27 protein-coding genes are annotated in these 26,465 nt (G+C 72.2%); 12 read left to right on the top strand and 15 right to left on the bottom strand.

Annotation, left to right across the window (positions count from 1 at the left end; all coding sequences use genetic code 11):
* Position 1: 1 nt before the first annotated feature.
* The 3 genes from LADH09A_RS16625 to LADH09A_RS16615 all read left to right on the top strand — a co-directional run bounded on the left by LADH09A_RS16625 (position 2) and on the right by LADH09A_RS16615 (position 1,661).
* Positions 2 to 586 (top strand): TetR/AcrR family transcriptional regulator, encoded by a 585-nt coding sequence (locus LADH09A_RS16625; RefSeq protein ID WP_238646149.1) that lies wholly within the window; start codon positions 2 to 4, stop codon positions 584 to 586.
* 18 nt (positions 587 to 604) lie between these two features.
* Positions 605 to 1,207 carry a DUF1684 domain-containing protein gene (locus LADH09A_RS16620; RefSeq protein ID WP_238646148.1) on the top strand — a complete coding sequence of 201 codons (603 nt, stop codon included), beginning with the start codon at positions 605 to 607 and terminating at the stop codon, positions 1,205 to 1,207.
* 115 nt (positions 1,208 to 1,322) lie between these two features.
* Complete coding sequence (locus tag LADH09A_RS16615) at positions 1,323 to 1,661, top strand: DUF6506 family protein (RefSeq protein ID WP_238646147.1); 339 nt, start codon at positions 1,323 to 1,325, stop codon at positions 1,659 to 1,661.
* A 46-nt stretch (positions 1,662 to 1,707) separates the two neighbouring features.
* Here LADH09A_RS16615 and LADH09A_RS16610 read toward each other — a convergent pair whose 3' ends face one another.
* A complete protein-coding gene (locus LADH09A_RS16610; protein ID WP_238646145.1) occupies positions 1,708 to 2,295 on the bottom strand; it encodes a YflT domain-containing protein in 588 nt (195 codons plus the stop codon).
* 122 nt (positions 2,296 to 2,417) lie between these two features.
* Between LADH09A_RS16610 and LADH09A_RS16605 the strand changes: the two genes are divergently transcribed.
* From LADH09A_RS16605 to LADH09A_RS16595, 3 genes are all read left to right on the top strand, one after another.
* Complete coding sequence (locus tag LADH09A_RS16605; protein ID WP_238646144.1) at positions 2,418 to 4,250, top strand: glycoside hydrolase family 15 protein; 1,833 nt, start codon at positions 2,418 to 2,420, stop codon at positions 4,248 to 4,250.
* A 153-nt stretch (positions 4,251 to 4,403) separates the two neighbouring features.
* On the top strand, positions 4,404 to 7,268 hold the full coding sequence (locus LADH09A_RS16600; protein WP_238646143.1) for a ricin-type beta-trefoil lectin domain protein: 2,865 nt from the start codon (positions 4,404 to 4,406) through the stop codon (positions 7,266 to 7,268).
* Between the two features lie 80 nt (positions 7,269 to 7,348).
* Positions 7,349 to 7,849 carry a metallophosphoesterase family protein gene (locus LADH09A_RS16595; protein ID WP_238646142.1) on the top strand — a complete coding sequence of 167 codons (501 nt, stop codon included), beginning with the start codon at positions 7,349 to 7,351 and terminating at the stop codon, positions 7,847 to 7,849.
* Between the two features lie 92 nt (positions 7,850 to 7,941).
* On the opposite strand, the gene LADH09A_RS16590 is transcribed toward LADH09A_RS16595, so the two are convergent.
* Positions 7,942 to 8,157: a DUF3072 domain-containing protein gene (locus LADH09A_RS16590; RefSeq protein ID WP_172861994.1), complete on the bottom strand. Its 216-nt coding sequence runs from the start codon at positions 8,155 to 8,157 to the stop codon at positions 7,942 to 7,944.
* Between the two features lie 106 nt (positions 8,158 to 8,263).
* Between LADH09A_RS16590 and LADH09A_RS16585 the strand changes: the two genes are divergently transcribed.
* Entirely contained in the window at positions 8,264 to 9,202 is a 939-nt protein-coding gene (locus tag LADH09A_RS16585) for an NAD(P)/FAD-dependent oxidoreductase (RefSeq protein ID WP_238646246.1), read from the top strand.
* Between the two features lie 594 nt (positions 9,203 to 9,796).
* Here LADH09A_RS16585 and LADH09A_RS16580 read toward each other — a convergent pair.
* The 3 genes from LADH09A_RS16580 to LADH09A_RS16570 form a co-directional block, all read right to left on the bottom strand.
* On the bottom strand, positions 9,797 to 11,095 hold the full coding sequence (locus LADH09A_RS16580; protein ID WP_238646141.1) for a cation:proton antiporter domain-containing protein: 1,299 nt from the start codon (positions 11,093 to 11,095) through the stop codon (positions 9,797 to 9,799).
* Between the two features lie 106 nt (positions 11,096 to 11,201).
* Positions 11,202 to 11,879 (bottom strand): HAD family hydrolase, encoded by a 678-nt coding sequence (locus tag LADH09A_RS16575; RefSeq protein ID WP_238646140.1) that lies wholly within the window; start codon positions 11,877 to 11,879, stop codon positions 11,202 to 11,204.
* A gap of 25 nt (positions 11,880 to 11,904) precedes the next feature.
* Positions 11,905 to 14,043, bottom strand: coding sequence for an ATP-binding SpoIIE family protein phosphatase (locus LADH09A_RS16570; protein WP_372492291.1), 2,139 nt, complete (start codon positions 14,041 to 14,043; stop codon positions 11,905 to 11,907).
* A 198-nt stretch (positions 14,044 to 14,241) separates the two neighbouring features.
* On the opposite strand from LADH09A_RS16570, the gene LADH09A_RS16565 reads away from it, so the two are divergent.
* Positions 14,242 to 15,051, top strand: coding sequence for a mechanosensitive ion channel family protein (locus LADH09A_RS16565; RefSeq protein ID WP_238646138.1), 810 nt, complete (start codon positions 14,242 to 14,244; stop codon positions 15,049 to 15,051).
* Between the two features lie 68 nt (positions 15,052 to 15,119).
* Here the strand turns inward: LADH09A_RS16565 and LADH09A_RS16560 are convergent, their stop codons facing one another.
* Positions 15,120 to 15,473 (bottom strand): DUF6401 family natural product biosynthesis protein, encoded by a 354-nt coding sequence (locus tag LADH09A_RS16560; RefSeq protein ID WP_238646136.1) that lies wholly within the window; start codon positions 15,471 to 15,473, stop codon positions 15,120 to 15,122.
* A gap of 161 nt (positions 15,474 to 15,634) precedes the next feature.
* On the opposite strand from LADH09A_RS16560, the gene LADH09A_RS16555 reads away from it, so the two are divergent.
* On the top strand, positions 15,635 to 16,084 hold the full coding sequence (locus LADH09A_RS16555) for a hypothetical protein (protein WP_238646135.1): 450 nt from the start codon (positions 15,635 to 15,637) through the stop codon (positions 16,082 to 16,084).
* A 5-nt stretch (positions 16,085 to 16,089) separates the two neighbouring features.
* Here the strand turns inward: LADH09A_RS16555 and LADH09A_RS16550 are convergent, their stop codons facing one another.
* The gene (locus LADH09A_RS16550) at positions 16,090 to 16,296 is read right to left on the bottom strand and encodes a hypothetical protein (protein WP_238646134.1); all 207 of its coding nucleotides are present in this window, start codon (positions 16,294 to 16,296) and stop codon (positions 16,090 to 16,092) included.
* 158 nt (positions 16,297 to 16,454) lie between these two features.
* Here LADH09A_RS16550 and LADH09A_RS16545 point away from each other — a divergent pair, with 158 nt between their 5' ends.
* Positions 16,455 to 17,741 carry an MFS transporter gene (locus LADH09A_RS16545; protein ID WP_238646133.1) on the top strand — a complete coding sequence of 429 codons (1,287 nt, stop codon included), beginning with the start codon at positions 16,455 to 16,457 and terminating at the stop codon, positions 17,739 to 17,741.
* Here the strand turns inward: LADH09A_RS16545 and LADH09A_RS16540 are convergent.
* The 4 genes from LADH09A_RS16540 to LADH09A_RS16525 all read right to left on the bottom strand — a co-directional run bounded on the left by LADH09A_RS16540 (position 17,699) and on the right by LADH09A_RS16525 (position 20,083).
* Positions 17,699 to 17,959: a hypothetical protein gene (locus tag LADH09A_RS16540; RefSeq protein ID WP_238646132.1), complete on the bottom strand. Its 261-nt coding sequence runs from the start codon at positions 17,957 to 17,959 to the stop codon at positions 17,699 to 17,701. The two genes, LADH09A_RS16545 and LADH09A_RS16540, sit on opposite strands and share 43 nt — an antisense overlap.
* A 108-nt stretch (positions 17,960 to 18,067) precedes the next feature.
* Positions 18,068 to 18,529 (bottom strand): SRPBCC family protein, encoded by a 462-nt coding sequence (locus LADH09A_RS16535; protein ID WP_088947319.1) that lies wholly within the window; start codon positions 18,527 to 18,529, stop codon positions 18,068 to 18,070.
* Positions 18,530 to 18,580: 51 nt separating this feature from the next.
* Entirely contained in the window at positions 18,581 to 18,997 is a 417-nt protein-coding gene (locus LADH09A_RS16530) for a DUF2795 domain-containing protein (protein WP_088947320.1), read from the bottom strand.
* A gap of 99 nt (positions 18,998 to 19,096) precedes the next feature.
* Positions 19,097 to 20,083 (bottom strand): YihY/virulence factor BrkB family protein, encoded by a 987-nt coding sequence (locus tag LADH09A_RS16525; RefSeq protein WP_238646131.1) that lies wholly within the window; start codon positions 20,081 to 20,083, stop codon positions 19,097 to 19,099.
* Between the two features lie 175 nt (positions 20,084 to 20,258).
* Here LADH09A_RS16525 and LADH09A_RS16520 point away from each other — a divergent pair, with 175 nt between their 5' ends.
* Complete coding sequence (locus LADH09A_RS16520) at positions 20,259 to 20,660, top strand: ChaB family protein (protein WP_238646129.1); 402 nt, start codon at positions 20,259 to 20,261, stop codon at positions 20,658 to 20,660.
* A 57-nt stretch (positions 20,661 to 20,717) separates the two neighbouring features.
* On the opposite strand, the gene LADH09A_RS16515 is transcribed toward LADH09A_RS16520, so the two are convergent.
* Positions 20,718 to 22,151, bottom strand: coding sequence for an aldehyde dehydrogenase family protein (locus LADH09A_RS16515; RefSeq protein ID WP_238646127.1), 1,434 nt, complete (start codon positions 22,149 to 22,151; stop codon positions 20,718 to 20,720).
* A 72-nt stretch (positions 22,152 to 22,223) separates the two neighbouring features.
* On the opposite strand from LADH09A_RS16515, the gene LADH09A_RS16510 reads away from it, so the two are divergent.
* A complete protein-coding gene (locus LADH09A_RS16510; protein ID WP_238646125.1) occupies positions 22,224 to 23,831 on the top strand; it encodes a phytoene desaturase family protein in 1,608 nt (535 codons plus the stop codon).
* Positions 23,832 to 24,011: 180 nt separating this feature from the next.
* Here LADH09A_RS16510 and LADH09A_RS16505 read toward each other — a convergent pair whose 3' ends face one another.
* The 3 genes from LADH09A_RS16505 to LADH09A_RS16495 all read right to left on the bottom strand — a co-directional run bounded on the left by LADH09A_RS16505 (position 24,012) and on the right by LADH09A_RS16495 (position 26,414).
* On the bottom strand, positions 24,012 to 24,779 hold the full coding sequence (locus tag LADH09A_RS16505) for a polyprenol monophosphomannose synthase (RefSeq protein WP_238646123.1): 768 nt from the start codon (positions 24,777 to 24,779) through the stop codon (positions 24,012 to 24,014).
* A 190-nt stretch (positions 24,780 to 24,969) separates the two neighbouring features.
* Positions 24,970 to 25,971, bottom strand: a complete 1,002-nt coding sequence (locus tag LADH09A_RS16500; RefSeq protein ID WP_238646122.1) for an SDR family oxidoreductase — start codon at positions 25,969 to 25,971, stop codon at positions 24,970 to 24,972.
* Positions 25,972 to 25,973: 2 nt separating this feature from the next.
* On the bottom strand, positions 25,974 to 26,414 hold the full coding sequence (locus LADH09A_RS16495) for an SRPBCC family protein (RefSeq protein ID WP_238646121.1): 441 nt from the start codon (positions 26,412 to 26,414) through the stop codon (positions 25,974 to 25,976).
* Between the last annotated feature and the right edge of the window lie 51 nt (positions 26,415 to 26,465).

The raw sequence follows: 26,465 nt of genomic DNA, 5'->3' as shown, positions 1-26,465 counted from the left end.
CATGGCTCGTGCAGGGGTTACCGCCGAGCGCCTGACCCTGGTCGCGGCCGAGCTGGCCGACGAGGTGGGCGTGGAGAACGTGACCGTTGCCGCGCTCGCCCGCCACTTCGGGGTGAAGGACGCGAGCCTCTACTTCCACATCAAGAACGCGCGGGACCTGCGGGTCAGGATCGCCCTGCTGGCCCTGGCGGAGCTGGCCGACCGGGTTGCCGCCGCCCTGGCCGGCCGGGCCGGCAAGGACGCGCTGGTGGCCTTCGCCGACGCGTACCGGGACTACGCCAGGCAGCATCCCGGTCGGTACGCGGCGATGCAGATCGACCTGGACCCGGAGACGGCCGCCACGAGCGCCGGCGTCCGGCACGCCGAGATGACCCGGGCCATCCTGCGCGGCTACCGGCTCGCCGAACCGGACCAGACCGACGCCGTACGGATGATGCACAGCACGTTCCACGGGTTCGTGAGCCTGGAGAAGACCGGGGGCTTCCGGCACACCCCGCGCCCTACGGACGACTCGTGGTCCCGGACCTTGGACGCCCTCGACGCCGTCCTGACCAACTGGCCGCCACGCTCAGGTGCCGCGGCGTGACGACATAGGCTCGGTGGTGTGGATGATCTGGAGCTGGCCGACTGGCGGGAGCGGGTCGCCCGGCTGTACCTGTCCGACGTCGACCTGAGCGGGTTCCGCGCGGGGCGCGACGAACTCTTCGCCACCCACCCGCAGAGCCCGATCCCGCCAGCGCAGCGCAGCGGCTTCTCTGGGGTGCGGTACTTCCCGCCCAACCCGGACGCAGTCGTGGAGGCGTCGCTGCGGCCGGCCAGCGGGGAGCTGCGGATCGACACCGGCGGTCCGGACGGGGTGGTCACGTACCGGCGGGTCGCGGTGGCCGAGACGCCGTGGGGGCCGCTGACCCTGTGGTGGATCGAGGCGTACGGCGGCGGGCTGTTCGTGCCGCTGCGGGACGGCACCTGCGGGCGGGAGACCTACGGGGGAGGGCGCTACCTCACCGACACGGTGAAGGGCACCTTCGGCCGGGGCGTCGAGCTGCTGCCCGGCGACCGCGTCCGGCTGGACGCCAACTATCTCTACAACCCGAGCTGTGCCTACGACGATCGCTGGGCCTGCCCACTGGCACCACCGGAAAACCGGGTCGAGGTCGACCTCCGCGCCGGCGAGCTGGCGTACGCGACGCACGACCACGGTGCTTGATCCTCTCGGGTTTCCCGTCGGCCGGCGCATCGGGCGGATCAGCGTCGCTTGACCTCAAGTCCGGTTGAACGCCTACGGTCGGTCGACGTCCCCGGTCCAGGAGGAGGAGCGTTCGATGACGGTCAGCTGGGCGTACATCTACGAGCACCCGGGCAGTGACCCCGTCGAGGACCGGGTCGTGTTCGACCGCGGCGGCCAACGCACCTACCTCGTGCCCGTGCCGGACCCGTCGATGGCCCCTGCCGTGGCGGTGGACCTCGTGGCCGAGGGGGTCGCGCTGGTCGAACTGTGCGGGGGCTTCGCGCTGGCGGCAGCCGCACGGGTGGCCGAGGCCGTCGACGGCCGGGTCCCCGTCGGCCACGTGACGTTCGCGGTGGACTCGGTGCGCGGTGCGACGCAGTACGGCGAACGACTCGAAGCTGACCAGCCCCCACCTCCCCCACGGCACGGCTGAACGGCCGCCCCGGCGCGTGCTGCCGGGACGGCCGTTCGATCGTGGGTCAGCGGGTGTTCGCGGCCGGGTTGGACATCTGCATCCGGCCCAGCAGCTGACGGGCCTGGTCGGCGAACTGCGCGTCGACCGTCACCGCGTACTGGCCTGCTCGCAGCGAGCTGGCCGAGGTGAAGTCACGCTGCCCGCCCGTCATCGCGTGTGCGACGGCGCCGAACACGGCGCCCCAGATCGCACCGATGACCAGCCCGACCAGGATCACCGCCAGCCAGTTGCCGACGGTGAAGATCCCGAACAGCAGGCCGATGAAAAGACCGAACCAGGCACCCGTGCCCGCGCCGAGCAGGCCGGCGCGACCGGTGGTCATCCGCCCGAGCACCGACTCCACCAGGGTGAGGTTGGTGCCGACGATGGCGCTGTGCTCCACCGGGAACCGGTTGTCGGCCAGATAGTCGACGACCCGCTGCGCGGCCGGGTAGTCCGGGTACGAGCCGATCGTCACGGTCGGCGGACCTGTCTCCGGCCCGTGGCCGTCACCGGCCGGTGTCGCCAGGCGGCCGGCGGGCCCGGATGGAAGCAGGTCGCCACCCTGTGTGCCGGGCCGCCATGCGGCGGTCGGCTCCGAAGCTGACGTCATGAGCATCCTCCCTCGTCAGCTCCCCGCGTTCCCGCCCATGGCGAGCGGTAACACGGCGACGGCACGGTGAGTGCCATCCCGAACGGGAGGAATGGGCGCGGGCGGCCCGGGTAGCCAGTCAGGTGGAGAGCGGACAGATCAGTGACCACGGGTTCCTCGCCGACGGCCGCAGCGCGGCGCTGGTCGACGCCTCGGGCTCGGTGAACTGGTGGTGCCCGGGCCGGTTCGACGCCCCGTCGGTGTTCGGGCGGCTGCTCGACGACGGCGCAGGGCACTGGTCGATCCGACCGGAGGTCGACTACACCGTCGAACGCAGCTATCTCGACAACACCCTCGTGCTGCGGACCGTCTTCCGTACCGCGCAGGGGGAGGTCGCGCTCACCGACGCGCTCGCCTTCGAGCCCGGCTCACGGGGTCATGACATCGGGATGCACCCACCGCAGGTGCTGGTCCGCAGCGTGCAGGGACTCTCCGGTGCGGTGCCGATGCGGGTGCACTACCGGCCGCGCTTCGAGTACGGGCGCACCATCGCGTACCTGGTCGAGCGTGAGGACATGCTCGAGGCCATCGCCGGGGCCGCGCGGCTCACGTTCCGCAGCAGCGTGCGGTTGGAGTGCGGCGACGACGCCGATGCCACAGCGACGTTCACCGTCCGCGCCGGCACCACCCACAACTTCACACTCGGGTACGCCCCGACCTATGACGCCCCACTGCCGGAGGTACCGGACGCCGACCAGACGATCGCCGACACCGTCGCCGGCTGGCAGTCCTGGGCCGACGAGCACGACTACCAGGGGCTCTACGCCGAGGAGGTGCGGCGCAGCGGGCTGGTGGTGCAGGGCATGACGTACCGGCCCAGCGGTGCCGTGGTGGCCTCGGTGACCACCTCGCTGCCGGAGGAACTCGGCGGGGACCGCAACTACGACTACCGCTACGTCTGGGTGCGCGACTTCAGCCACACCCTGCGGGCGTTGTGGCGGTCGGCGTGCTTCGACGAGGTTCGGCGGCAGTTCGCCTGGTTGGGTCGGGCGATGGGCCGGGTCGACGACCAGCCGGTGCCCATCATGTACGGGGTGCTGGGGGAGCGGGACCTCACCGAGCATCGGCTCGACCAGCTCGGTGGTTACCGCGACAGCCCGCCGGTGGTGACCGGCAACGACGCGTGGCGGCAGCGGCAGAACGACATCTACGGCGCGGCCATGGACGCCGCCTGGCTGATGCGCGACCAGCTGGAGCCGTTCGACCCGGACGTCTACCACCTGCTGCGGGTGCTTGCCGACCAGGCCGAGCAGGACTGGAAACAACCGGACGCGGGGATGTGGGAGGAGCGTGGCGTCCAACACCACCACGTGTCCTCGAAGGTGGAGTGCTGGGTGGCGCTGGACCGGGCGGTCCGCTTCGGCGACCAGCTCGGCGGGCCGGAGGACCTGGCCCGCTGGACGGCGGCCCGGGACGAGGTGCGCGCGGCGATCCTCGAGCGGGGGTGGAGCGAGCGGCTCCAGTCGTACACCGGGATCTTCGACTCCGACGAGCTGGACGCGTCGGTGCTGGTGATGCCCCTGGTGGGTTTCCTGCGGGCGGACGACCCCCGGATGCGCTCGACGGTCCGCGCGGTGGAGCGGGGGCTGTCGCACGACGGCCTGCTGCGGCGCTGGGACGGCGACCCGGCGGGCTTCGTCATCTGTTCGTTCTGGCTGGTGAGTTGCCTGGCGTTGGCCGGTGAGCGGGACCGGGCGCACGAGTTGTTTCGCAGTCTGGCGGATCGGGTCAACGACCTGGGCCTGTTCGCCGAGCAGATCGACCAGCAGACCGGCGAGCAGTTGGGCAACTTCCCGCAGGCGTTCTCGCACATCGGCCTGATCAATGCCGCCGGTGTGCTCACCGACGTCGAGCAGGACCCGAGGTTGCGTGAGTGCGGGATGCCCCCGGCGCACTTCACCCCGACGCGAGACTGAGGCCGTACTTTCGTCCAAACCTTGACGACTTTCGATCTGGTGACGTGAAGTTCTATCGCCTTCCAGTGAAAGACGTTAATGTCCGGGACACACCGCGGTGCTCCTCCAGTCGGCGGGAGCGGCACCGAGATCCCCCGGACAGCTGGAGGTCTCGTGTCCCGCACTCTGCGTCGACGTCTGGTCGCCGCCACCACCCTGTTCACCGTCCTCGCCACCCTCAGCCTCGCCCCGCCGGCCACCGTGTCTCCGGCCCGGGCCGCCGCGGCCCTGGCACCGCCGGCCACCGTCGGGTTCGAGAAGATCGCCCTCGACGGCGGGCTCTCCATGGGGGAGCCGATCGAGCTGGCCGTCGCCCCCGACGGCAAGGTCTTCTACATCAACCGGGGCACCAGCAGCGGCGGCGGCCAGGTCCGCCTCTACAACCCGGCGACGAGATCCACCACTGTCGCGCTGACCCTGCCACTGGACGCCCGCTTCGAGGACGGCCTGATCGGGATCACGCTGCACCCGAGCTTCGCGAGCAACCGCTGGGTCTACCTCTTCTACTCGCCCAAGGTCACCCCGTTGGTCAACCGGATCAGCCGGTTCACCTTCAACCCGTCCACGTTGCTGCTCGACCCGGGCAGCGAGGACCTGCTCATCGAGTGGCCGACCGAACGTGACCTGTGCTGTCACTCGGCCGGTTCGATGAGCTGGGACACTGCCGGCAACCTGTACTTCGCCGTCGGCGACAACACCAACTCCGGTGGAGACTCGGCCGGGATGGCCCCGATCGACGAGCGGACCAGCCGCAACGCGCAGTACGACGCCCAGCGCACCTCGGGCAACACCAACGACCTGCGCGGCAAGATCAACCGGATCCACCCGGAGAACGACGGCAGCTACACGGTCCCCTCCGGCAACCTCTTCGCCGCCGGTACCGCGCGGACCAGGCCGGAGATCTACGTGATGGGTGTGCGCAACCCGTACCGGATCTGGGTGGACCGCAAGGCCAACAACACCCTCTACTGGGGCGAGGTCGGCCCGGACGCGGGCGTCGACCTCGCCAACCGTGGCCCGGCGGCGTACGACGAGTTCAACCGGGCCGCCGGGCCCGGCAACTACGGCTGGCCGTACTGCGGCGGCCCCAACGTCGCCTACAACGACTGGGACTTCGCCACCGCCTCGCCGCGCGGCTGGTTCCCGTGCGGCGGCTCGACCGGGCCGGTCAACAACTCGCCCCGCAACACGGGTCTCCAGCAGCTTCCGGCGACGAAGCCGGCGCTGGTCTGGGAGCAGCACGGCGGCAGTGAGGACTGGCCCGCGCTGGACAACCCGGGTGGGTGCGGTTCGCCGAACCACGTCGAGGTCTACCACTACGACCCGAACCTCGTCTCGGACGTGAAGTGGCCGGCCTACTACGACAACAAGTGGCTGATCTCCGAGTACTGCCGCAACTGGATCAAGGAAGTCCAGTTCGACAACGGCAACCCGGCCACCGGCGCGCCGACGGTGATCGAGCCGGTGCTCGCCGGGATGAAGTTCGTCCACCCGATCGACTGGCAGTTCGGCCCGGACGGCTCCCTCTACCTGCTCGAATACGGCAGCGGCTACTTCTCCGGCGCCGCCGACGCCGGGCTCTACAAAATCAACTACGTTCAGGGTGGCCGGTCGCCGCTGGCCAAGGCCACCGTCAACAGGGACAACGGCCTGGCGCCGCTGGCCGTAAGCTTCTCCAGCGCCGGCAGCTCGGACCCGGACGGTGACCCGCTGACGTACGCCTGGGACTTCACCGACAACGGCAGCACCGACTCGACCGCCGCGAACCCGTCCTTCACGTACTCCGCCAACGGCACCTACAACGCCCGACTCACCGTCAACGACGGCACCGGCCGCAGCGCGACCACGTTGGTGCCGGTGGTGGTCGGCAACAACCGGCCGACGGTCACGATGAACGGACTGCCCGCCGGTGGTCTCTTCGACTGGGGGCAGGACCTGAGCGTGAGCGCCACCGCCAGCGATCCGCAGGACGGCACCCCGGCCTGCTCGGCGGTGGTCGTCCGGGCCGCGCTCGGCCACCAGGAGCACGCCCACGAGGAGGGGGAGGGGACCGGCTGCGGCGCGACCTTCAACACCGGCCCGGTGCACGCCGGCCCCGACTCGGTGCTGTTCTTCGTCCTGCGGGGCAGTTACACCGATCGCGGCGCGACCGGCTCGGCCGGCCTGACCGGCGAGAAGGAGATCATCCTCTACCCGAAGCAGTGGCAGGCCGAGCACCTGGTCCAGCTCAACGGGCCCAAGGTGATCGACCAGGCCGCGGCCGAGGGCGGCAAACGGCTGGGTGACATCCAGAGCGGCGAGAACGTCCGACACCACGCCGTGAGCCTCAAGGGCATCACCGGCGTCCGGGCCCGCGTCTCCTCCGGCGGCCCCGGGGGCACCCTCTCCTTCCGGTACGACTCACCGACCGGCACCGAGGTCGCCCGGATCGCGGTGCCGAACACCGGCGGCTGGGACAACTACACCGAGCTGAGCGCCACGGTGACCAGGCCCGACGATGGCACCCACGACCTGTACCTGGTCTTCACCGGCGGCAGCGGCGCCCTGCTGGACGTGGACAGCTACACCTTCACCGGCCCGGGTGTCGGCACCGGCGGTGCCCGTACCGGTGAGGTCAAGGCCCTCGGTAAGTGCGCGGACATCGCCGCCAGCCAGACCGCCAACGGCACCCCGGTGCAGACCTGGACCTGCAACGGCACCGCCGCCCAGCGGTGGACCCTGCCCGGCGACGGCACGGTCCGCGGCTTCGCCAAGTGCCTGGACGTGAAGGCGAGCGGGACCACCGACGGCACGGTCGTGCAGCTCTACGACTGCAACGGCAGTGGGGCCCAGCAGTGGGCCGCCCAGCCGGACGGCAGCCTGCGCAATCCCCAGTCGGGCCGGTGTCTGGACATCCCCAACTCCGACCTCACCGACGGCCGGCAGTTGCGGATCTGGACCTGCAACGGCACCGGGGCGCAACGGTGGGCCCTGCCGTGACCGGCGCCTGACCGGTTCCGTGTCCCGCCGCCCGCCCGCGTCCCCGGGCGGGCGGCCGGGGCACGGGGGAGAATGCCGGGATGCGGTTGGTGCTCACGGCGGACACCCACGTACCGAAGCGGGCCCGGGATCTTCCCGGGCCGCTCTGGGCGGCCATCGAGGCGGCGGACGTGGTGGTCCACGCCGGTGACTGGGTGGACGAGGCGCTGCTCGACGCGATGACCGCGCGGTCGCGCCGACTGGTCGGGGTGTACGGCAACAACGACGGGCCGGCGCTGCGCGCCCGGCTGCCGGAGGTGGCCCGGGTCGACCTCGACGGCCTGCGCGTCGCCGTGGTGCACGAGACCGGGCCACGGACCGGTCGCGAGAACCGGTGTGCGGCCCGGTTTCCCGATGTCGACCTGCTGGTCTTCGGGCACTCGCACATTCCCTGGGACACCGAGGCGCCCGGCGGGCTGCGGCTGCTCAACCCCGGCTCACCCACCGACCGGCGCTCCCAACCGCACGCCACCTACCTCAGTGCCAGCATCAGCGCCGGCCGCCTGACCGAGGTGGAGTTGCACCGTCTGACCCGCGACTGACCAGCGGCCACGGGTGCTGGCTCAGATGGTCGACTCCGCTTCCCCGCTGTCGCGGACACCCCGCCGCTGTGGGAAGCGGAGTCGACCACGGATTACTGGCCTCGGCCCGTCTCGGCCTGGAGCTCGTCGATGCGCTTGGACGCCTCGGCCTTGGTCAGGTCGTCCGGAAGGTCCGCGTTGGCCTCCCGGGCAAGCGTGTTCAGGTAGGACTCCTGAGCAGCGGTGGGCGGCTCGTCCCCGGTGACCCATTCGTCCGGGTCCTTGATCGCGGCATTCTGGTCGGCCTGCTCGTTGCGGCGGTCCGTCATTGTCGTCATCCTTTCTTCGAACAGGTGTGCCAGTACCCCTGTCGTCGGTGGTTCATGCCCGGTCGCCGGCACCTACGATCACCGAATGACTGTGGACCGTTCGCGTGTGGTGGTGGTCGGGGCGGGCATCGCCGGAGTGGCCTGTGCGGTCGAGCTAACCCGGGCCGGGGTGCCGGTGCAGGTCCGGGAGCGAGGGCACGTGTGTGGCGGCCGGATGGCCAGCAAACGCTTCGAGGGTCGCCCCGCGGACATCGGCGCCGCGTACTTCACCGCCAGCGACCCGGATTTCGCCGAGCTGGTCGAGCAGTGGCGCGCCGCCGGGCTGGTCCGCGAATGGACCGACACCTTCCAGGCCTACGACCGCTCCGGCCGCCAGGAGGTGTCCGGGCCGATGCGCTTCGCCGCCCCGCGTGGGCTGCGCTCCCTGGTCGAACACCTCGCCGGCGAGGTGCCCGTCACCGTCGACCGGCTGGTGCTGACCGTTGAGCCCGGGCCGACCGTGGACGGCGAGTCGTGCGGGGCGGTCGCTCTGGCCATGCCGGGCCCGCAGGCCGCCCTGTTGCTGGACCCGGCCCTGACGGCCGCCACCCACGCCGTGCAGGCGCAACGCTGGTCGCCGACTCTGGCCGCGGTGCTGAGGTTCCCGACCCGCCGCTGGCCGGACTTCCGGGGCGCGTTCGTCAACGACCACCCGGTCCTCAACCTCGTCTGCGACGACGGAGACCGGCGCGGCGACGGCGCGCCGGTGCTCGTGGCGCACACTCTGCCGGAGTTCGCCGCCGGGCACCTGGCCCAACCCACCGGGGCGGGCCCGGCCATCGAGCAGGCCGTCCGGGACCTGCTGGGACTTCCCGACGAGGCCGCCGACGTGCACGTGCACCGCTGGACGTACGCGAAGCCGACCAGCGACGCCGCCGGCGACACCTACCACCTGGACCCCGAGGGGATCGGTCTGGCCGGCGACGCGTTCGGCAAGCCCCGGGTGCAGAGCGCCTGGCGCTCCGGCCGGGACCTCGGCCGTGCCCTGGTCGCCCGCCTGGCCTGAGCGGAGGATGCTCCGGCGCGGATCAACGCGCTTCCGGCCGTGCCCTGGCCGCCCGCCTGGCCTGAGCGGCGGATGCTCCGGCGCGGATCAACGCGCTCCCGGCCGTGCCCTGGTCGCCGGGCCCGAGCGGAGGATGCTCCGGCGCGGATCAACGCGCTCCCGGCCGTGCCCTGGTCGCCGGGCCCGAGCGGAGGATGCTCCGGCTCGGATCAACGCGCTTCCGGCCGTGCCCTGGTCGCCGGGCCCGAGCGGAGGATGCTCCGGCGCGGGATGACCGCGCCCCCGGCTCGACCTTTCCGGGCCGCCCGGCCTGGGCGGCGGGCAGTCCCCCGCAGACCAACCTTGCCCGGGCCCGACTCGTCCGGCACGCCTGGAGATCTTGGACAGTTACCGTTCTGCCTGAACGGAAACTGTCCAAGATCTGCCCTGCCGGCTCCGTCGCACGCCCCGACCGGCGTCGCCGGCACGGTGGGGACCACTCGACGGACCAACGCCCGCGCTCACCGAGGCCTTGGAACAGATCGTCGGGGTCTGGTCAACGTCCTCGGTCGAGCCTGGGCCCGCCGCAGGCCGGCCGGGGCCGGGACGCAGACCCTAGGCGTGCCCGGCCGCCGCGACCGGCCGGGCGTCGTCGGTGTGCCGCTCGGCCTGGTCGGAGGTCCGCTCGCCCCTGCGGTCCAGCAGTTGCATCACCGGTGTCGCCGTGATGCCGTGCACCACCACGGAGACGAGCACCACCAGCCCGACGGTGGCCCAGAGCAGCTCGGCCTGCGGGAAGTCGGCCTTCGTGGTGGCGTACGCGAGGTAGTAGAACGAGCCGACGCCGCGGATGCCGAACAGCGAGATCACCCAGTGCTCGGTCGGCCGTCCTGGCGCGCCGCGCAGCGACAGCCAGCCGATCAGTGGTCTGATCAGGAACACCAGCGCCAGCCCGACGGCGGCGGCCGGCCAGGTCAGCGGGATCAGCAGGCCACCCACGATCGCGCCGCCGAGCAGCAGCAACAGCACCAGGGTGAGCAGCCGTTCGACCTGCTCGGCGAAGTCGTGCAGCACGGAGTGGAACTCGTGGGTCCGCTCGGCGGCCCGGATCGCCCGGGCGGCCACGAACACCGCCAGGAAGCCGTACCCGCCGACCACCTCCACCAGCCCGTACGCCAGGAACGTGGCGGCCAGCGCCAGGAAGCCCTCGGCGTGCCGGGCCAGCCGCAGCTCGCTGGGCGCGCGGAAGAACAACTTGCCCAGCAGCCAGCCGATGAGAAGGCCACCGCCGACGCCGACGCCCACCTTCCAGAGCACGTCCACCGTGAACCACTCGGCGAACCACTCACGGGGGGCGAGACTCGTCGAGGCGATGGCGATGGCGGCGTAGACGAACGGAAACGCCAGCCCGTCGTTGAGGCCGGCCTCGGAGGTCAACGCGAAGCGGACCTCGTCCTCGGAATCCTCCACGTCCGTCGGTTCGCCGACCTGCACGTCGGCCGCGAGCACCGGGTCGGTCGGGGCCAACGCGGCGCCCAGCAGCAGCGCGGCAGCCGGCACCAACCCCGCCCACCACCACCCGAGCAGGGCCACCGCCGCGATGCACAGCGGCATCGCGATCGCCAACAGCCGCCAGGTGGACGACCACCGCCGCCAACTCAACGGTCGGTCGATCTTGAGCCCGGCACCCATCAGCGCGACGATCACCCCGATCTCGGTGAGGTGGGTGGTCAGCTCCGGGTGGGCCAGTGGATCCGGTGTCGGCAGCCCCACCGGCAGCAGGAACACCACCATGCCGAGGGCGAGGAAGGCGATCGGCATGGACAGGGGACGCCGCTCCAACACCCTCGGGAGGATGCCCGCGAGCAGAGCACCCACGCCCACCAGTGCGAACGCCACATCTACCGGCTCCACGGCACCACCTCTCAGCCGCACCCGCGACGCGCGGGCAGGTGGTGACAGACCATGCCCCGCAGGGCCGTTCGCTATGCGCGGACGGGTGGGCGAACCCGATTGATCCTCACCGTGGTCGGGTGAGCGGCGAGTTCGCCAACTCGCCCAGCAGGGCGGCCGGGTCGTCGTACACCGCCACCGCGCCGGCGCCGGCCAGCTCCCCTCGGCTGGTGCCGCCGCAGGTCAACCCCACACAGGGGATGTGGACCGCCCCCGCCGCGACGACGTCCCACACCGAGTCGCCGACGAAGACCACCCGCTCGGCGGCCAACCCGGACTGCTCCAACGCGGCGACCAGGATGTCCGGTGCGGGCTTGCTCTGCTTCGCGTCCGCCGAGGAGGTGACCGTGTCGATCACGTCGTCGGCGCCCAGTGCCCGAAGGAGCGCGTCGACCTCCGACTCCGAGGCGGAGGTGGCGAGCACCACCCGTAGCCCACGCTCGGCACACGCGCGCAGCAGGTCCACAGCCCCGGGCAGCGGCGTGAGCCGTTCCCAGTACTCGGCGTACAGGGTGTCGTGCGCGTCGCGCAGCTTCGTGTCGGCGTCGCGGTCCCGCTCCGGGCCGAGCAGGTGATCCAGGAGTTTGTCGGAACCCATCCCGATCGAGCGGTGCACCATCGCCATCGGCACCGGCTGGTCAGTCTGACGCAGCGCCTCCCACCAGCACACGGTGTGCAGGTAGGTGGTGTCGACCAGGGTGCCGTCGACGTCGAAGAGGACTCCGGCGGGCTCGTCGGTACGCATGGCGACCTCCTACCCTTCGGGTGTCTCAGGGATGCGCGGTTGGCGGCGTGAGAATCTCGAACCAGACCGTGGAGCCGCGGACCGACGGGTCGGTGCCCCAGGCGTCGCTGAGCTCCTCGATCAGGCCGAGACCGCGCCCACGACTGCTCAACGTGTCGGTGCGGGCCCGGGTCACGGTGCCCCGGGTGCCGGAATCGGCGACCGAGACGAGCAGCCGCTCGGCGCTGAGGTCGATCTCCACCCGGGCGGCGGTGCCGGCGTGCAGCAGCGCGTTGGTCGTCAGCTCACTGGTGCACAGCACCGCCGCCCCGATCACCGACTCGGGCACCTGCCACTCGGTGAGCTGGCCGGTCAGCCAGTGCCGGACCCGGCTGGGCGCGGTCGGCTCCGCGGGCACCTCCATGCTCGCCGAGCGACTCGGTTTGAGCGCGTGCTCGACCGCCAGCACGGCCACGTCGTCCTCGGTGCCGCCCGGCACCGCGGCGGTGGCCACCGCGCAGAGGGCCCGCGGGTCGCCACTGCCGGCCTTCGCGACGGCGTCACTGAGGGTGGCCAGCCCGGCGGTCAGGCTCTGCCGGCGACGTTCCACCACCCCGTCGCTGAACAGCAGCAGGGTGTCGCCCGGGCGGAACTCGACAGTCGTGGTGCCCGGCCGGCCGCCCAGACCCAGCGGGGGCCCAGCCGCAACGTCGACGTACTCGGCGTGGGAACGGCCCTCCGGGTCGCCGCGGCGGATGAGCGGCGCGGGATGGCCGGCGCTGGCCAGGGTCAGCTCCCGCCGCTCCGCGTCGATCACCCCGAACACGACGGTGACGAACAGCTCGTGGGTGCCGGCCTCCACGCCCAGGCTGGTCACCAGCCGGTCCAGCCCGGCCAGCACCGCGCCCGGCGCCGGGTCGGCCAGGGCCAGCGCGCGCAGCGCGGCCCGGACCTGCCCCATCCGGGCGGCGGCCTGCACGTCGTGCCCGGCGACGTCGCCCAGCACCACGCCCAGCGTGCCGTCGGGCAGCAGGAACGCGTCGTAGAAGTCGCCGCCGGCCGCGTTGCCGTCGACCCCCGGGTCGTAACGGGCCGCGATCCGCAGCCGGGGCAGGTCGGGCAGGTGCTCCGGCAACATGCTGCGCTGCAACAGTTGGGCCGTGCCGTGCTGGGTCTCGAAGCGGCGGGCCCGCTCCGCGGCCTGGCCGATCAGCTCGGCCGAGGCGGCCAGCAGTGCCCGCTCGGCGGGCGACCACGTGTGCGGGACCTGGTAGCCGACCGCCAGCCCGCCGTGCACCACCGAGGTGCCCAGGGGCAGGGCCGCCATCGAGCGGAGCTTCTGGTCGTGGCGGTCCACCGCGGTCTCCCGCAGCGGTTGCCCGTCCCGGACGAACGACGGGCCGCCGGAGCGTGCCGCCTGCACCACCGGCGCCGACCAGTCCGCCGGAGCGCGTCGCCAGAGCGGGGGAAGTCGCTCGTCGGCCTCATCGAGCAACTCACCGCGGACCCGGCGCACCATGCGCCAACCGCCGCCGCCCTCGTCGACCGCGAACGAGACCTGGTCGGGGTCGAACGTGGTGATCGCGTAGCGCAGCGTGACCCGGGCAACGTCGTCGAGGGTGAGCGTGCCGGCGAGCGCCGCGGCCACCTCGCTGAGGCTCTGCAACTGCTCGGTGACGTGGGTGGTCTCGGCCGCGACCGTCAACACGCCGACGATCTGTCCGGCGCTGTCGCGCACCGGCGAGTAGCCCCGGGTGAAGACCGCCTGCTCCACGGTTGGGGAGTGCCCCCGGACCAGCGGCAGGGTGGACTCCTTCTCCAGGAACGGCACGCCCTGCCGGTAGCTGCGCTCGATCACCTCACCGACACCGGGCAGCGCCCAGATCTCCGCGAACACCTCGGCCGCCGGACGGCCGAGGGCGCTCGGGTGTTTGCTGCCCAGCAACTCGGCGTAGCCGGCGTTGTAGAGCAGGACGAGGTCGTCGCCGTACGCCAGGGCCATCGGCATCGGTGAGGCGAGGATCAGCTCGACCACGGCCCGGATCGCCGTGTCCCACCTCTCGGGTGGGCCCAGCGGGGTGCCGGCCCAGTCGTGGGCGAGCACGGCAGCGGCCGCACCGGAGCCGGTGGGTGCGCCCGGGCCCGGCGTTGCTGGCATGGGGACTCGCCCGACCGTTCCTGGCATGTCCGCAGCCTAGTCGGCCGACCGGAAAAGGCATCCGATCATGGCCGTGGGCCGTCGCCGACCCGGTCACGGTGGTCGTTCGGGCAGTTCAGGGGCCCTGTTCGGCGGCTTGTCGCAAAAAACGCCGCGCTCCGCGCGGACTGCGGCACCGGTTGCCGGGTATGCGCCCGGCGCAGTCCATGCGACAGGAGGGACATCATGCTGAAAACCCTCGCGGTCCGGCAGGCCGACATCGGCGATGCCATCGCCGACACCTGGAGGTCGGTGCTGCTCTTCATCCCGAAGGCAGTGGCCTTCATCGTCATCCTCGTGGTCGGCTGGCTCATCGCCAGAGCCGTCCTCAAGATCGTGGATACGGTGCTGGAACGGGTGCACTTCGACCAGGCGGTCGAACGTGGCGGCATCAAACGGGCCCTGGAGAGAACGAAGTACGACGCCAGCGACATCCTGGCCAGACTGGCGTACTACGCCGTACTGCTGTTCACGCTGCAGTTCGCCTTCGGAGTCTGGGGGCCCAACGCGATCAGTGACCTGATCAGCGGCGTGGTGTCCTGGCTGCCACGTGCGTTCATCGCGATCGTCATCGTGGTGGTGGCGGCTGCGATTGCCAACGCCGTCCGGGATCTGGTCACCGGGGCGCTGGGAGGGCTCTCGTACGGCAAGGTCCTGGCCGACCTGACGGCGATCTTCATCATCGCTCTCGGCGTGATCGCCGCGCTGAACCAGGTGGGTATCGCCACCACGGTGACGACTCCGGTGCTGATCGCGGTGCTCGCCACGGTGGCCGGCATCCTGATCGTCGGTGTCGGCGGCGGCCTCGTGAAGCCGATGCAGAAACGCTGGGACGGCTGGCTGGACCGGGCGGCCCAGGAGGCTCGGGCGGTGCAGCAGCAACGTCAGGCCGCGTCGGCCGGGCGGAGCGACGTGGAGCGGCAGATGGCCGACCGCGGGGGCGACCGCACCCAGGCCATGCCTCGGGTGGACGAAGCCCAGCAGTACCGCTCGTAACGGTTGCACAACGGCACGGCGGGTGGGGAGGGTGTTCCGCGGACGACGCGGGGTGCCCTCCCCGCGCGTCAGGCCCCGTCGAGCGAGCGGGCCAGCGCGCAGACCGCGAGCAGCCGGGTGAGCAGCCATTCCGGCTGGCTCCAGTCCACCGGCCCACCCGGCGGCATCCACCCGTGCTCCAGGGCAGCCGCGCGGACCCCCTCGGCGTAGCCGGCCAGCGTCGCGGCGGTCAGCGGTTGGCGGTCCCCGTCGAGGCTGTCCCGGACGGCGGCCGCGTGCTGGTCGACGAGGGCCAGCAGCCCCGGTCGCGAGGCGGCGGCGGTCAGCCCGACAGTGCCGATGGAGACGGTGAGGGCGGCCAGGGTGGACCGCGCCGAGTCGACGGCGGTACGGGGGGCGACCCGGTTGAACGGCACACGCATGGTGACCGAGGCTAACCGACCGGTGACCGGGTCGACCTCGGCCGCTCGGCGGATGTCGGCTGCGCCACTGGGTGACCGGTGCTGACCTCGGGGGTTGATCCGGCACAGACGGGGCAGCAGGAGAACACCCGCAGGTGACGGCAGACGGCACGGAGGCACGGATGGGACAGCAGGCGGACGGACCGGACGAGCAGCACCGGCGGCCAGTTGGGGTGAGCGACGAGACGATCGCCGCGCTCGGCAAGCTCAGCGAGGCGCTGGAGTGCGTGGAGCGGGCCCGGGGGCACCTGTACTCCCTGCACCAGCTGATCGGCCACGCGGACCTGATGCTCGACGACGCGGTGGAGCAGTTCCGCGCCGCCGGGCATCAGCAGCTCGCCGAGCGGATCGGTACCGAGTTGCGGGGTCGTAACGTCATCGCCGGGCGGTGGACGTTCCAGATCGTCGAGGACTTCGACGACGGTTACCACGCGCTGTTCCGCGAGCTGGACCAGCAGGCCCGTGACGAGTTGGTGGGCGGGCGACGCCACCTCTACGAGGCGGAGATGAAGGAACGCCGCCGCAGTAGGGGCCGGCCGGGGCACGAGGCCCGACCGGCCAGCGGCGGCTAGCTAGGCTAGTCCGTCGCGTTGGCGGGGCGTCGCCGCGCCGCGTCGTCGGCGATGATCACGGTGGCCACCATCAGCGCGACGCAGAGGCTGAACAGCCACGACTCGTCGGCGACGAGCCAGGCGGACACGGGTGCCTGCAGCGCGGCGAGCATGAAGCCGAGCCAGGCGAGCCGGCGCTGACGCGTGGAGAGGATTCCGGAGCCTTGATGCATCCCGAAATTCTTACGCGAACGAACCCACTTGCCGTCCTCCGATCGGCCGATTCTGGATGAGCTGTCCGTTTTCTCGACCGTCCGGACACGACTTCTTACCGCAGGGGGCGTTTGGGTGCTGACCGCGCTAGGGTGCGCCTGCGGCAGGATGGTGCCTCGTGTCCACCACGCCCCCACGCCCCCGTGCCGCGCTGCTCCTGCTGTCCTACCTCGCGTTCGTCAGCCTCGGCCTGCCCGACAGCCTGCTCGGCGTCGGCTGGACGTCGATCCGGGGCGACTTCGGTGTCCCGACCGAGGCGGTCGGCCTGGTGCTGACCGCCGGCACCATCGGCTATCTCACCTCCAGCGTCCTGGCCGGCTTCACGCTGGCCCGGGTCGGCGTGGGCGCGCTGCTGGCCGGGAGCACCCTGCTGGCCAGCCTGGCGCTGGTCGGCTTCTCCGTGAGCCCCGCACTGGCCGTGCTGGTGGGCTGTGCGCTGCTGCTCGGGCTCGGATCCGGCGCTGTCGACTCCGGGCTCAACGCGTACGCCGCCGCCGAGTTCGGGCCGCGGCACATGAACTGGCTGCACGCCTTCTTCGGCCTGGGCGTGGCGATCGGTCCGCTGATCATGACCGGGGTGCTGAGCGCCGGCCTGGCCTGGCGCTGGGGCTACGGCATCGTGGCCGTCGTCCAACTCGTCCTCGCCGTCGCGTTCGCGCTCACCGTGCGAGCCTGGCGCCGCGACGTGCCGGCCAGCACCGAGGCGGCCGGCGCGACACCTGCCGAGACGCCGACCGTCGTCCGGCTCCCGGTCCGGGCGACGCTGCGACTGCCGGCCGTGTGGTCGGGGACGGTCGCCTTCGTGTTGTACGTCGGCATCGAGGTGTCCGCCGGCCTCTGGGCGTTCCTGCTGCTGACCGAGGGGCGGGGGCTGAGCGCGGCGGTGGCGGGCGGCTGCGTCTCCGCGTACTGGGGCAGTCTCTTCGTCGGCCGGGTCGTGCAGGGGCTGGTGGCCGAGCGGTTGGGCGCTGGCCTGGTGCTGCGCGCCAGCCTGGCCGGGATGGCCGTGGGCGCGGCGCTGATCGCCGTGCCCGGGCCGGCCGGGCTGGCGGTGCTCGGCCTGGTCGTGGTGGGGTTCGCCGCCGCGCCGGTGTTTCCGCTGCTCACCCTCACCACCGCCGACCGGGTCGGCGCGGCGCACGCGGACCGGGCCATCGGGCTGCAGATCGGCGCGTCCGGCATCGGCGCCGCGCTCGTTCCGGCCGGCCTCGGCGTGCTGATCGGCAACACGTCCGTGCAGGTGCTGGGCTCGGGTCTGCTGGTGCTCGCGCTGGCGTTGGTCGTGCTGTACGAGTGGGGCGCCCGTCGCTCGACCGGTCGGCCCACCGCATCGCCGGTGCCCGCTCAGCCCGGCGGGGATGGTCAGACGTCCGGGCCGGTCCGCCCGGTGGTGGACGGGCGGTAACGGCGCTCCGGGTCGGTGTCCTCCCGGCTGTTGCCCTGGGCCTGCCCCGAACGGTCGTCCGCTGCCGGCCCGTGGCCGAACGTCGCCTCTTCCCCCGCGTCGTTGCCGGTCACGTCGTCGGCCTGCCCGTCGATGCTGGAGCCGGCCACGGCCTTCTCCAGCTCTTCCAACGGAAGCCGTTCCTCGTCCCGCCACACCCTGATGTTGTCGTCGGTCATGTCTTCAGCGGTACCCGGGCGCGATGATCGCAAACGGGGCCGTGCGACAAGGCTCGGACACGGCGATGGCCGCCAGGATCCTGGCGGCCATCGGTGTCACTGCTCAGGTCACGGCTGCGGACGGTCCACCGACCCGCGCCAGGCGCCGGTCTCCTGACCGCGCCGCTCGATGAAGGTCTTGAACCGCTCCAGGTCGCCCTTGGCGCGCCGGTCGACGATGCCGAGCTTGTCACCGGCCTGCTCGACCACGCCGTGCGGCTCGAACTCGAGCTGGAGGGTGACCCGGGTCTTGTCCTCGTCGAGCCGGTGGAAGGTCACCACACCGGCCTGCTGGGTGCCGCCGGTCGAGCGCCAGGCCACCCGCTCGTCGGGGAGCTGCTCGGTGATCTCGGCGTCGAACTCACGCTTCACCCCGGCGATGTCCACCGTCCAGTGGGTCATCGTGTCGGAGAGCTGCCGGACCTCCTGCACGCCCTCCATGAACTGCGGGAACTCCTCGAACTGCGTCCACTGGTCGTACGCGGTGCGTACGGGCACGGCAACGTCGACATGTTCGGTTACGCCACTCATCAGAGAACCTCCTTCAGTCGCTAATGGTTGTCGGATCGGGGGGTGATCCGGTCACCAGCGAGTTGTCTCGTTCTTGTTGCCGAGCGCGGCCCACACCTCGGAGACCGTCTGGTAGACGGTGCCCTCGGGCAGCCGCTCCAGAGCCGCCACGATGTCGTCCGGCGCCTCGTTCTCGCGGGCGCTGGCGATGAGCACCAGGCGGTCGCCCGGCAGCGCGCTCATCGAGATGAACCGGCCCAGCCGGCTGCGCTGCTCGACGTCCGTGGAACTCATCCCCTGTGGGGTGCCGGTGCGCAGGTCGCCGGCCGGGGCGGTGGTCGTCTCCGGCTGGTCCTCGCCAGCCGGTTCCGGCACCCGCGACTCGTCGACCCGAGAGCCGCCGGTCCCCGGCCCCTGCACGAGGCCGCTGACCTCCTGACTCATCTGTTCGTCGATCCTCGGTCCGTGCTTGCTGTTGCCACGCTCCATGCCTTCTGCGCTACCCGGCACCCCGCCCGCTAAACCGGCACCGGGCCACGAACGGGCCCATGGTCCGACCCCGAACCGGACGGCCGGCGCCGAACCGGCTCAGTCGTCGGCCGGTTTCCGGGGTGGCAGCACCGGCTCCTCCGGGTCCGCGTCACCGGCCTGCAACTGCCGCCCGCGCTGCACCTCGGCGTTGATCTGCACGCCCAGCATCAGCGCGGAGTTGGACAGGTAGAGCCAGACCAGGAACGCGATGGCCGCTCCGAGGCTGCCGTAGGTGGTGCTGTACGAGCCGAAGTTGGCCACGTAGAGGCCGAAACCGAAGGAGGCCACCGCCCAGGAGACCAGGGCCACCGCGCCACCCGGGGTGAGCCAGCGGAACCGGGGCTGGCGCACGTTCGGCGCGATCCAGAACAGCAGGGACAGCAGCGCCATCATGATCATGGCGAGCACCGGCCACTTCGCCACGCTCCACACCGTGCGCGCCAGACCACCGGCGTTGATCAGATCGCCGACCGCGTCGGTGACCGGGCCACTGACGATCAACCCGAGGGCGACCACCGCCAGCAGCACCAGCGTCACCGCGGCCAGGCCGATCTGTATGGGCCGCAGCTTCCACACCGGCCGGCCCTCGGTCACCCCGTAGACGGCGTTGGAGGCCCGGGTGAACGCGCCGATGAAACCCGACGCGGACCACAGCGCACCGAGCAGGCCGAAGCTCAGCAGCAACTTGGGGTTGCTCTGGTCGAGCACCACGGTGCGGATCACCCCGACCACGCCGTTCTCGCCATCGCTCAGCACCGACCCGGCGCCCACCTGGTTGGCCAGTTCGACGATGGTGTCGACGGTCTTCTCGCCACTGGAGACCAGACCGACCAGGGCCACCACCACGATGGCGGACGGAAAGAGCGCCAGGACCCCGTAGTAGGTCAGCGCGGCGGCCCAGTCGGAGCAGTTGTCGTTGACGAAGTTCTGCACGCTGCGCACCAGCACCCCGCGCCAGGTCCGCCAGCTCAACTGCCGCATCCGGCGGGGAACAGGCGTGTCGGGTGTGCCCTCGCGCGTCGTACCGGGCTCCGTGGTCGTCATGCCCGCTCCCTGCGCCCCGGCCACCGGATGACCGGTCGTCCGGTCGGGCCTGGCCACCGGTACCCCGATCGGGAAATCGAGAAACCCGCCCGGCGTCGTGCGCCGACGCCTAGGGTTTGCCGCCGCGACACCGGGGAACGGTCTCAGAGAACCTTTCGACACGGAGGAGGACGAGATGCCCGGGCGCGAAGACCTGCCCAGCACGCTGCGGCGCTCCCCGGACAAGGCGCAGCGCACGTGGGAGAAGACGCACGACTCGGCGGTCGAGACCTACGGCGAGGGGGAGCGGTCGCACCGCACCGCCTTCGCCGCGGTGAAGCACCAGTTCGAGAAGGTGGGCGACCACTGGGAGCCGAAGGGCCGCAAGGGCCCGAGCGACCAGCAGGCCGCCGGTGGCGGGCCGGAACGACGAGCGCCCACCGCCGGTGGGGTGGACGCCAACGCCACCAAGGACCACCTGATGTCGGTGGCCCGCAAACTGGACGTACCCGGCCGGTCCAGCATGACCAAGCCGGACCTGGTCAAGGCCATCGAGAAGGCCAACGACCGGGCCACCCGCAAGGCTCGCGGCGACTGACCGCAGCAGACGACGGTACGGGCGGACGCACCACCCCTGCGTCCGTCCGTACCGTTCTCACCAGTGCCCGCCGCCCGGTGCCTCGATGTGCACCGCCTTCGTGGCGGTGAACTCGTCCAGCAGTTCCGGGCCGTACCCGAAGCCCTGCCCACTGGCGCGACGCGGATGCGCGGCACCACCGGGTGCCCCCCCGAACACCGCGTTGACCTTGACGGTGCCCACCGGCAGCTCGCGCCAGGCCCGCTGCGCGTGACTCATCGACGCGGTCAGCACCGTGGCGGCCAGCCCGTACGGGGAGTCCGCAGCGCAGCGCAGCGCCTCGTCGAACGAGTCGACGACCACCACCGGAGCGACCGGCCCGAATGTCTCCTCCCGCACCAGTGGCATGTCGTGGCGGCAGTCCGTGACGACGGTGGCCGGGTAGAACGCCCCCGGGCCGTCCGGCATCTCACCGCCGACCATCGCCCGCGCGCCGGCCGCCACCGCCGCCGCGACCTGCCCGTGCACGTGGTCGCGGTGCCGCCGGTCGACCAGCGGGCCCAGCTCGGTGCCGGGGTCCCGACCCGGCCCGACGCGCAGCGCCTCGGCGTGTCGCACGAGCGCGGCCACGAACTCCCCGGCCACCTCCCGGTGCACGTAGATCCGCTCCACCGCCACACAGATCTGCCCGGCGTTGGCGAACGCGCCCATCGCGGCCTGACCGGCCGCCCACTCCGGGTCGACGCCCGCGTCGACGATCAACGGGTCGCTGCCCCCGTTCTCCAGGAGCACCTTGGCGCCGGTGCGGGCCGCGGCGGCGGCGATCGCCCGCCCGGTCGCGGTGGAGCCCACGTGCGCCACCACGTCGACGTCCTGCGCCGCCAGCGCCGCACCGACCTCCGGGCCTCCGGTGAGCAGTGACAGGACACCGGGCGGCAGGGCCTGGTCCAGCGCGCGGGCCAACAGCCAACCTGTCGCCGGCGCCCGCTCGCTCGGCTTGTAGAGCACCACGTTCCCGGTCACCAGGGCCGCGCCGAGCAGCCCGCAGGAAACCGCCACCGGGTCGTTCCAGGGGGTGATCGCGGCGACCACACCGCGCGGCTGCGGGGTGAGGAAGTCCAGCGCGTCGGCGTCGCCGTTCAGCGTCCTGCCGCCGCGCAGCGGGGCCAGCTCCGCGTACTGTCGCAGGGTGCCGATGCCCGCCTCGACGCCGCCGCGGGCGTCCGCCAACGGCTTGCCCATCTCCGCGGTGACCGCCGCCGCCAGCTCCTCGGTGGCCTCCGCCACCGCGTCCGCGGCCCGGTGCAGCGCCGCCGCCCGCTCGGCCGGCGCGGTCGCCGCCCACTGGGCCGCCGCGTTGCGGGCCGCCTGGGTCGCCTTGCCCACCTCGTCGGCGGTGGCCACCGGCACGGTGCTGACCGGCGAGTCGTCCGCCGGGTCACGCACCACCAGTTCGCCGCCGTCGCCGCCGGCGCCCCACACCCCACCCACCAACTGCGCAACCGTGTACATGCGGCGGTGGATGCCCCCGGCTCGGCGAGGCAAACGCGTTTCGCCCGGTTGTGCGCAGGGTAGGCGGATCGGATGACTACCACCGCCGCGCAGAGCGCGGACGCTGTCGTCGTCGGTGCCGGTCACAACGGCCTGGTGGCGGCCAACCTGCTGGCGGACGCCGGCTGGGAGGTGGTGGTGTTGGAGGCCACCTCGGCACCCGGGGGCGCGGTCCGCTCCGCCGAGGTGACCGCGCCCGGCTATCTGAGCGACCTCTACAGCTCCTTCTACCCCCTGGGGTACGCCTCACCGGTGCTCGCCGGGCTGGACCTGGGTCAGCAGGGGCTGTCCTGGCGGCACTCACCGGACGTGCTGGCGCACCTACTGCCGGACGGCCGCGCCGCGGTGATCAACCGAGATCCGGACGTCACGGCGGCCTCACTGGAGCAGTTCGCCCCGGGTGACGGCAAGCGCTGGCTCAACGCGTACACCGACTGGCTCGACGTGGCCGAGCCGATGCTGGAGACCATCACCACGCCGTTCCCGCCGGTCCGCGGAGGGCTGGGGCTGCTGCGCCAGCTGCGGGTCGCCGGCGCGCTCCGGCTGGCCCGGCGTCTGGTGGTGCCGGTGCGCAAGCTCGGCGACGAACTCTTCGACGGCCCCGGCGGGCCGGCCCTGCTGGCCGGCTGCGCCCTGCACACCGACCTGTCCCCGGAGGAGGCCGGCTCCGGGGTGTACGGCTGGTTGCTGGCCATGCTCGGCCAGCAGGTCGGCTGGCCGGTGCCCGCCGGCGGTGCACAGCAGATCACCAACGCGCTGGTGTCGCGGCTGGAGCAGCGCGGCGGCGCGATCCTCTACGGCGCCCACGTCGACCGGGTGCTCACCGCCCGGGGCCGGGCGATGGGGGTACGCACGCGAGGCGGCGCGCTGTGGCGGGCCCGACGGGCCGTACTCGCCGACGTGCCGGCGCCAGCGCTCTACCTCGACCTCGTCGGCGCGGCGGCCCTGCCGTCGCGGCTGGTGGAGGACCTGGCGCACTTCCGCTGGGACGGTTCGACGCTCAAGGTCGACTGGGCGCTGTCCGCGCCGATGCCCTGGACGAACCAGCAGCTGGCCGGGGCCGGCACCGTGCACCTCGGCGCGGACCTGGACGGGCTGACCCACTACGCGGGCGAGCTGGCCCGAGGTGAGCTGCCCCGGGACCCGTTTCTGCTGGTCGGGCAGATGTCCGTGGCTGACCCGAGCCACTCCCCGCCGGGCACCGAGTCGCTCTGGTCGTACACCCATCTGCCGTTTCGCCGCGACTGGCGGGCCGAGGACGTCGCCGGGCACGTGCAGCGCATGGAGGACGTGCTGGAGCAGGCGGCCCCGGGTTTCCGGCAGCTCATCGTCGGCCGGCACGTGGCCGGGCCGGCCGACCTGGAGAAGGGCAACCCGAGCCTGGTCGGTGGCACCCTCGGCGGTGGCACCGCCGCCGCGTACCAGCAGCTCTTCCTGCGCCCGATCCCCGGCCTGGGCCGGGCGGACACCCCGGTGGACCGGCTCTTCCTGGCCAGCGCCTCGGCGCATCCCGGCGGCGGCGTGCACGGCGCGCCCGGTGCGAACGCCGCCCGCGCGGCGTTGGCCCGTGACCGCGCACTGACCGGGCGTGCCTACGCCGCAGCCATCGCAACAGCCCACCGAGCCGTCTATCCCGACTGACCACCCGCCCCCTGCCCACCGCCCCCCGCCCCACCGCCCCCGCGCTCGGTGATCAAGAAGTTTGCGTCAGATTCCGGGATGCGGATGACGCAAATCTCTTGATCACCGAGGCGGGCGCGGGTGGGGTGGGGCGGAGGGTGGGGTGGGGCGGAGGCGGTGGGGTGGGGTGGGGTGCGGGGGTTAGCGGGTGATGTTGCGGTGCTTGCTGCGCAGGCGGAACGGCATCAGGGCGCTCTCCACCTTGGTCGCGGTGGTCATCTTGGAGAGACCTTCCTGCCGCTCCTCGAAGCGGATCGGCACCTCCAGGATGGTGTGCCCCAGCTTGGTGGCGAGGTAGTGCATCTCCACCTGGAAGCTGTAGCCGTTGGACTGCACCCGGTTCAGACCGATGTCGCGAAGCGCGTCGGCACGCCAGATCTTGAAGCCGGCGGTCAGGTCCCGGATGCGGACCCGCAGCAGGGTGTGCACGTAGAGGTTCGCCCAGCCGCTGAGGGCCCGGCGGTACAGCGGCCAGTTCTCGTCCAGCTCGCCACCGGGCACGTATCGGGAACCGATCACGACGCTGGCCTGGGTGGAGAGCAGCGCGCCCAGCATTCCCGGCAGAGCCTCCGGCGGGTGCGACAGGTCGGCGTCCATCTGCGCCACGTACTCGGCGCCGCCCTCGATGGCGCGAGTCATCCCGTCCACGTACGCGCGGCCAAGGCCCTCCTTGCCGGCACGGTGCACGACCTCGATGCGGTCCGGATGCTCGATGGCCAGCTTGTCGGCCACGTCGCCGGTGCCGTCGGGGGAGTTGTCGTCGGCGACGAGGATGCGCAGGCCGGGCAGCGGCAGTGCGACAAGCCGCTCCACCAGTGTGGGCAGGTTGCCCGCCTCGTTGTAGGTGGGCACGACGACGGTCAGACGTGCGTCCTGCCACGGCGACGGCAGCTGCACAGGCTCGATCATGCGGGACATCCTCGGTTCGCGGACAGGGGGGTTCACCGGAAAGGGTATCCAGTTGTCACATTCGGTTTGAAGAGGCACCCCTGTCGGGCGTTGCGGACGACGGCGACCCGCAGGGCCCCGCCCTCGATCCGCCGGTCCCGGCGTTGCCGCGCTCGGTCACCCCGGTTCGCCTCAGCCGCCGGCCAGCACCTCAGCGCCAGCGACGGGCCACGGCCGCGAGGGTCAGCCCCGCAGCGGCGAGCGCGACGCCGGACAGTGCCGGTTTGTGGGTGCCCACCCAGAGCGCCGCCGAGCGGTCGCGGGCCCGGTCCTGGAACACGCCCGCCGTGCCCCGATCCGTGTCCTCGTCGCCGGGATGGTCGAGATTGTCCTGCCAGGTGGCCGGATCGATCTTCTCGTCGGTCTGCTGGCTCTCGTAACCGTCGCGGGCCAGCTTCCGGTCGAGCAGGCCGGGGAACAGGATGTCGGCCAGCCGCGCCTGCCATGTCGGGCCGCCCACGTTCAGCTCCCTGGTGCCACGGTCGGCGGCCCACAGAATCGCCCGGGCGGCCAGCTCCGGCGTGAAGATCGGCGGCACCGGCTGCGGATGCCGGGGCAGCCGGGTGCGGACCCAGGAGAACTGCGGCGTGTTGACGGCGGGCAGCTGCACCATCGACAGCTTCACCCCCGGGCAGTCGTGCAGCAGCTCGGCGCGTAACGAGTCGTTGAAACCCTGCACGGCGTGCTTGCTCGCGCAGTACGCCGACTGCAACGGAATCCCCCGGTAGGCCAGCGCGGAGCCCACCTGCACGATCGTGCCCCGCCCGTGCGCCCGCATGTGCCGCAGTGCCGCCAGGCTGCCGTGCACCGTGCCCAGGTAGGTGACCTCGGTGACCCGGCGGAACTCGCGTGCCGGGATCTCCCAGGCCGGCGCGAACACCGACGCCATGGCGTTGTTGACCCACACGTCGATGCCGCCCCACCGGTGCACCACGTCGTCGGCGGCCTGCTGCACCGCGCCCGCGTCGGCCACGTCGACCCGGTACGCGCGCACGTCGGTCGCGCCCCGCAGCCGGCACTCCCGCTCGGCGGCGGCTAGGCCCGCCTCGCCCCGCGCCAGCAGTGCGACCCGGGCGCCCCGGGCCGCGTACGCGTGGGCGACGGCCCGACCGGCGCCGGCGCTCGCCCCGGTCACCACCACGGTCTGCGTCACGGTCACCCCTTCTGCCGGGTGGCGATGTCGGCGAGCCGGTCCAGCGTCTCCCGGTTGCGCAGGTGCAGCACCAGGTCGTTGACCTTGTTGCGGACCCGGCGCAGCGGGCCGGCGGCGAAGTCCTCGCCGAGGCGTACCCGGGTGGCGTTCTCGCCGACCGGCTCCAGCGTGAAGGCCACGATCGCCTCCCCGGCCGGCCAGAGACCCGCCTTGAGCACGAGCCGGTGCGGCGGCTCACAGACCAGCACCGTCGACGCGTCCTGCAACGAGAAGGGCCACGGCCCCGCGCGGTGGTGCAGTTGTGTGCCCACCCGTGGCCAGGCGTCGTCCACGTCGCGTACGTGTGCCGTCCCGACCACCCAGTCGCTGTACGTCCACCCGTCGGCCAGCACGTCGAACACCTGCTGCGGGGGAGCGTCGATCACTTTCTCCACAATCGCCACTGGGCTTTCATACCCCCGGCCGGCACGGGCTAACGGCAGGCGGGTTAGCTT

The sequence above is a fragment of the Micromonospora cabrerizensis genome (assembly GCF_022230955.1).
Lineage (GTDB): Bacteria > Actinomycetota > Actinomycetes > Mycobacteriales > Micromonosporaceae > Micromonospora > Micromonospora cabrerizensis.
The sequence above is the reverse complement of the archived record's forward strand: the minus strand, read 5'-3'. Positions and strand labels throughout refer to the sequence as shown.

Excerpts from the sequence above, each read along its gene's own strand:
- LADH09A_RS16625 (WP_238646149.1), top strand. The coding sequence starts at position 2 with ATGGCTCGTGCAGGGGTTACCGCCGAGCGCCTGACCCTGGTCGCGGCC.
- LADH09A_RS16615 (WP_238646147.1), top strand. The coding sequence starts at position 1,323 with ATGACGGTCAGCTGGGCGTACATCTACGAGCACCCGGGCAGTGACCCC.
- LADH09A_RS16610 (WP_238646145.1), bottom strand. The coding sequence starts at position 2,295 with ATGACGTCAGCTTCGGAGCCGACCGCCGCATGGCGGCCCGGCACACAG.
- LADH09A_RS16595 (WP_238646142.1), top strand. The coding sequence starts at position 7,349 with ATGCGGTTGGTGCTCACGGCGGACACCCACGTACCGAAGCGGGCCCGG.
- LADH09A_RS16590 (WP_172861994.1), bottom strand. The coding sequence starts at position 8,157 with ATGACGGACCGCCGCAACGAGCAGGCCGACCAGAATGCCGCGATCAAG.
- LADH09A_RS16575 (WP_238646140.1), bottom strand. The coding sequence starts at position 11,879 with ATGCGTACCGACGAGCCCGCCGGAGTCCTCTTCGACGTCGACGGCACC.
- LADH09A_RS16570 (WP_372492291.1), bottom strand. The coding sequence starts at position 14,043 with ATGCCAGGAACGGTCGGGCGAGTCCCCATGCCAGCAACGCCGGGCCCG.
- LADH09A_RS16565 (WP_238646138.1), top strand. The coding sequence starts at position 14,242 with ATGCTGAAAACCCTCGCGGTCCGGCAGGCCGACATCGGCGATGCCATC.
- LADH09A_RS16560 (WP_238646136.1), bottom strand. The coding sequence starts at position 15,473 with ATGCGTGTGCCGTTCAACCGGGTCGCCCCCCGTACCGCCGTCGACTCG.
- LADH09A_RS16555 (WP_238646135.1), top strand. The coding sequence starts at position 15,635 with ATGGGACAGCAGGCGGACGGACCGGACGAGCAGCACCGGCGGCCAGTT.
- LADH09A_RS16550 (WP_238646134.1), bottom strand. The coding sequence starts at position 16,296 with ATGCATCAAGGCTCCGGAATCCTCTCCACGCGTCAGCGCCGGCTCGCC.
- LADH09A_RS16540 (WP_238646132.1), bottom strand. The coding sequence starts at position 17,959 with ATGACCGACGACAACATCAGGGTGTGGCGGGACGAGGAACGGCTTCCG.
- LADH09A_RS16535 (WP_088947319.1), bottom strand. The coding sequence starts at position 18,529 with ATGAGTGGCGTAACCGAACATGTCGACGTTGCCGTGCCCGTACGCACC.
- LADH09A_RS16530 (WP_088947320.1), bottom strand. The coding sequence starts at position 18,997 with ATGGAGCGTGGCAACAGCAAGCACGGACCGAGGATCGACGAACAGATG.
- LADH09A_RS16525 (WP_238646131.1), bottom strand. The coding sequence starts at position 20,083 with ATGACGACCACGGAGCCCGGTACGACGCGCGAGGGCACACCCGACACG.
- LADH09A_RS16520 (WP_238646129.1), top strand. The coding sequence starts at position 20,259 with ATGCCCGGGCGCGAAGACCTGCCCAGCACGCTGCGGCGCTCCCCGGAC.
- LADH09A_RS16515 (WP_238646127.1), bottom strand. The coding sequence starts at position 22,151 with ATGTACACGGTTGCGCAGTTGGTGGGTGGGGTGTGGGGCGCCGGCGGC.
- LADH09A_RS16510 (WP_238646125.1), top strand. The coding sequence starts at position 22,224 with ATGACTACCACCGCCGCGCAGAGCGCGGACGCTGTCGTCGTCGGTGCC.
- LADH09A_RS16505 (WP_238646123.1), bottom strand. The coding sequence starts at position 24,779 with ATGATCGAGCCTGTGCAGCTGCCGTCGCCGTGGCAGGACGCACGTCTG.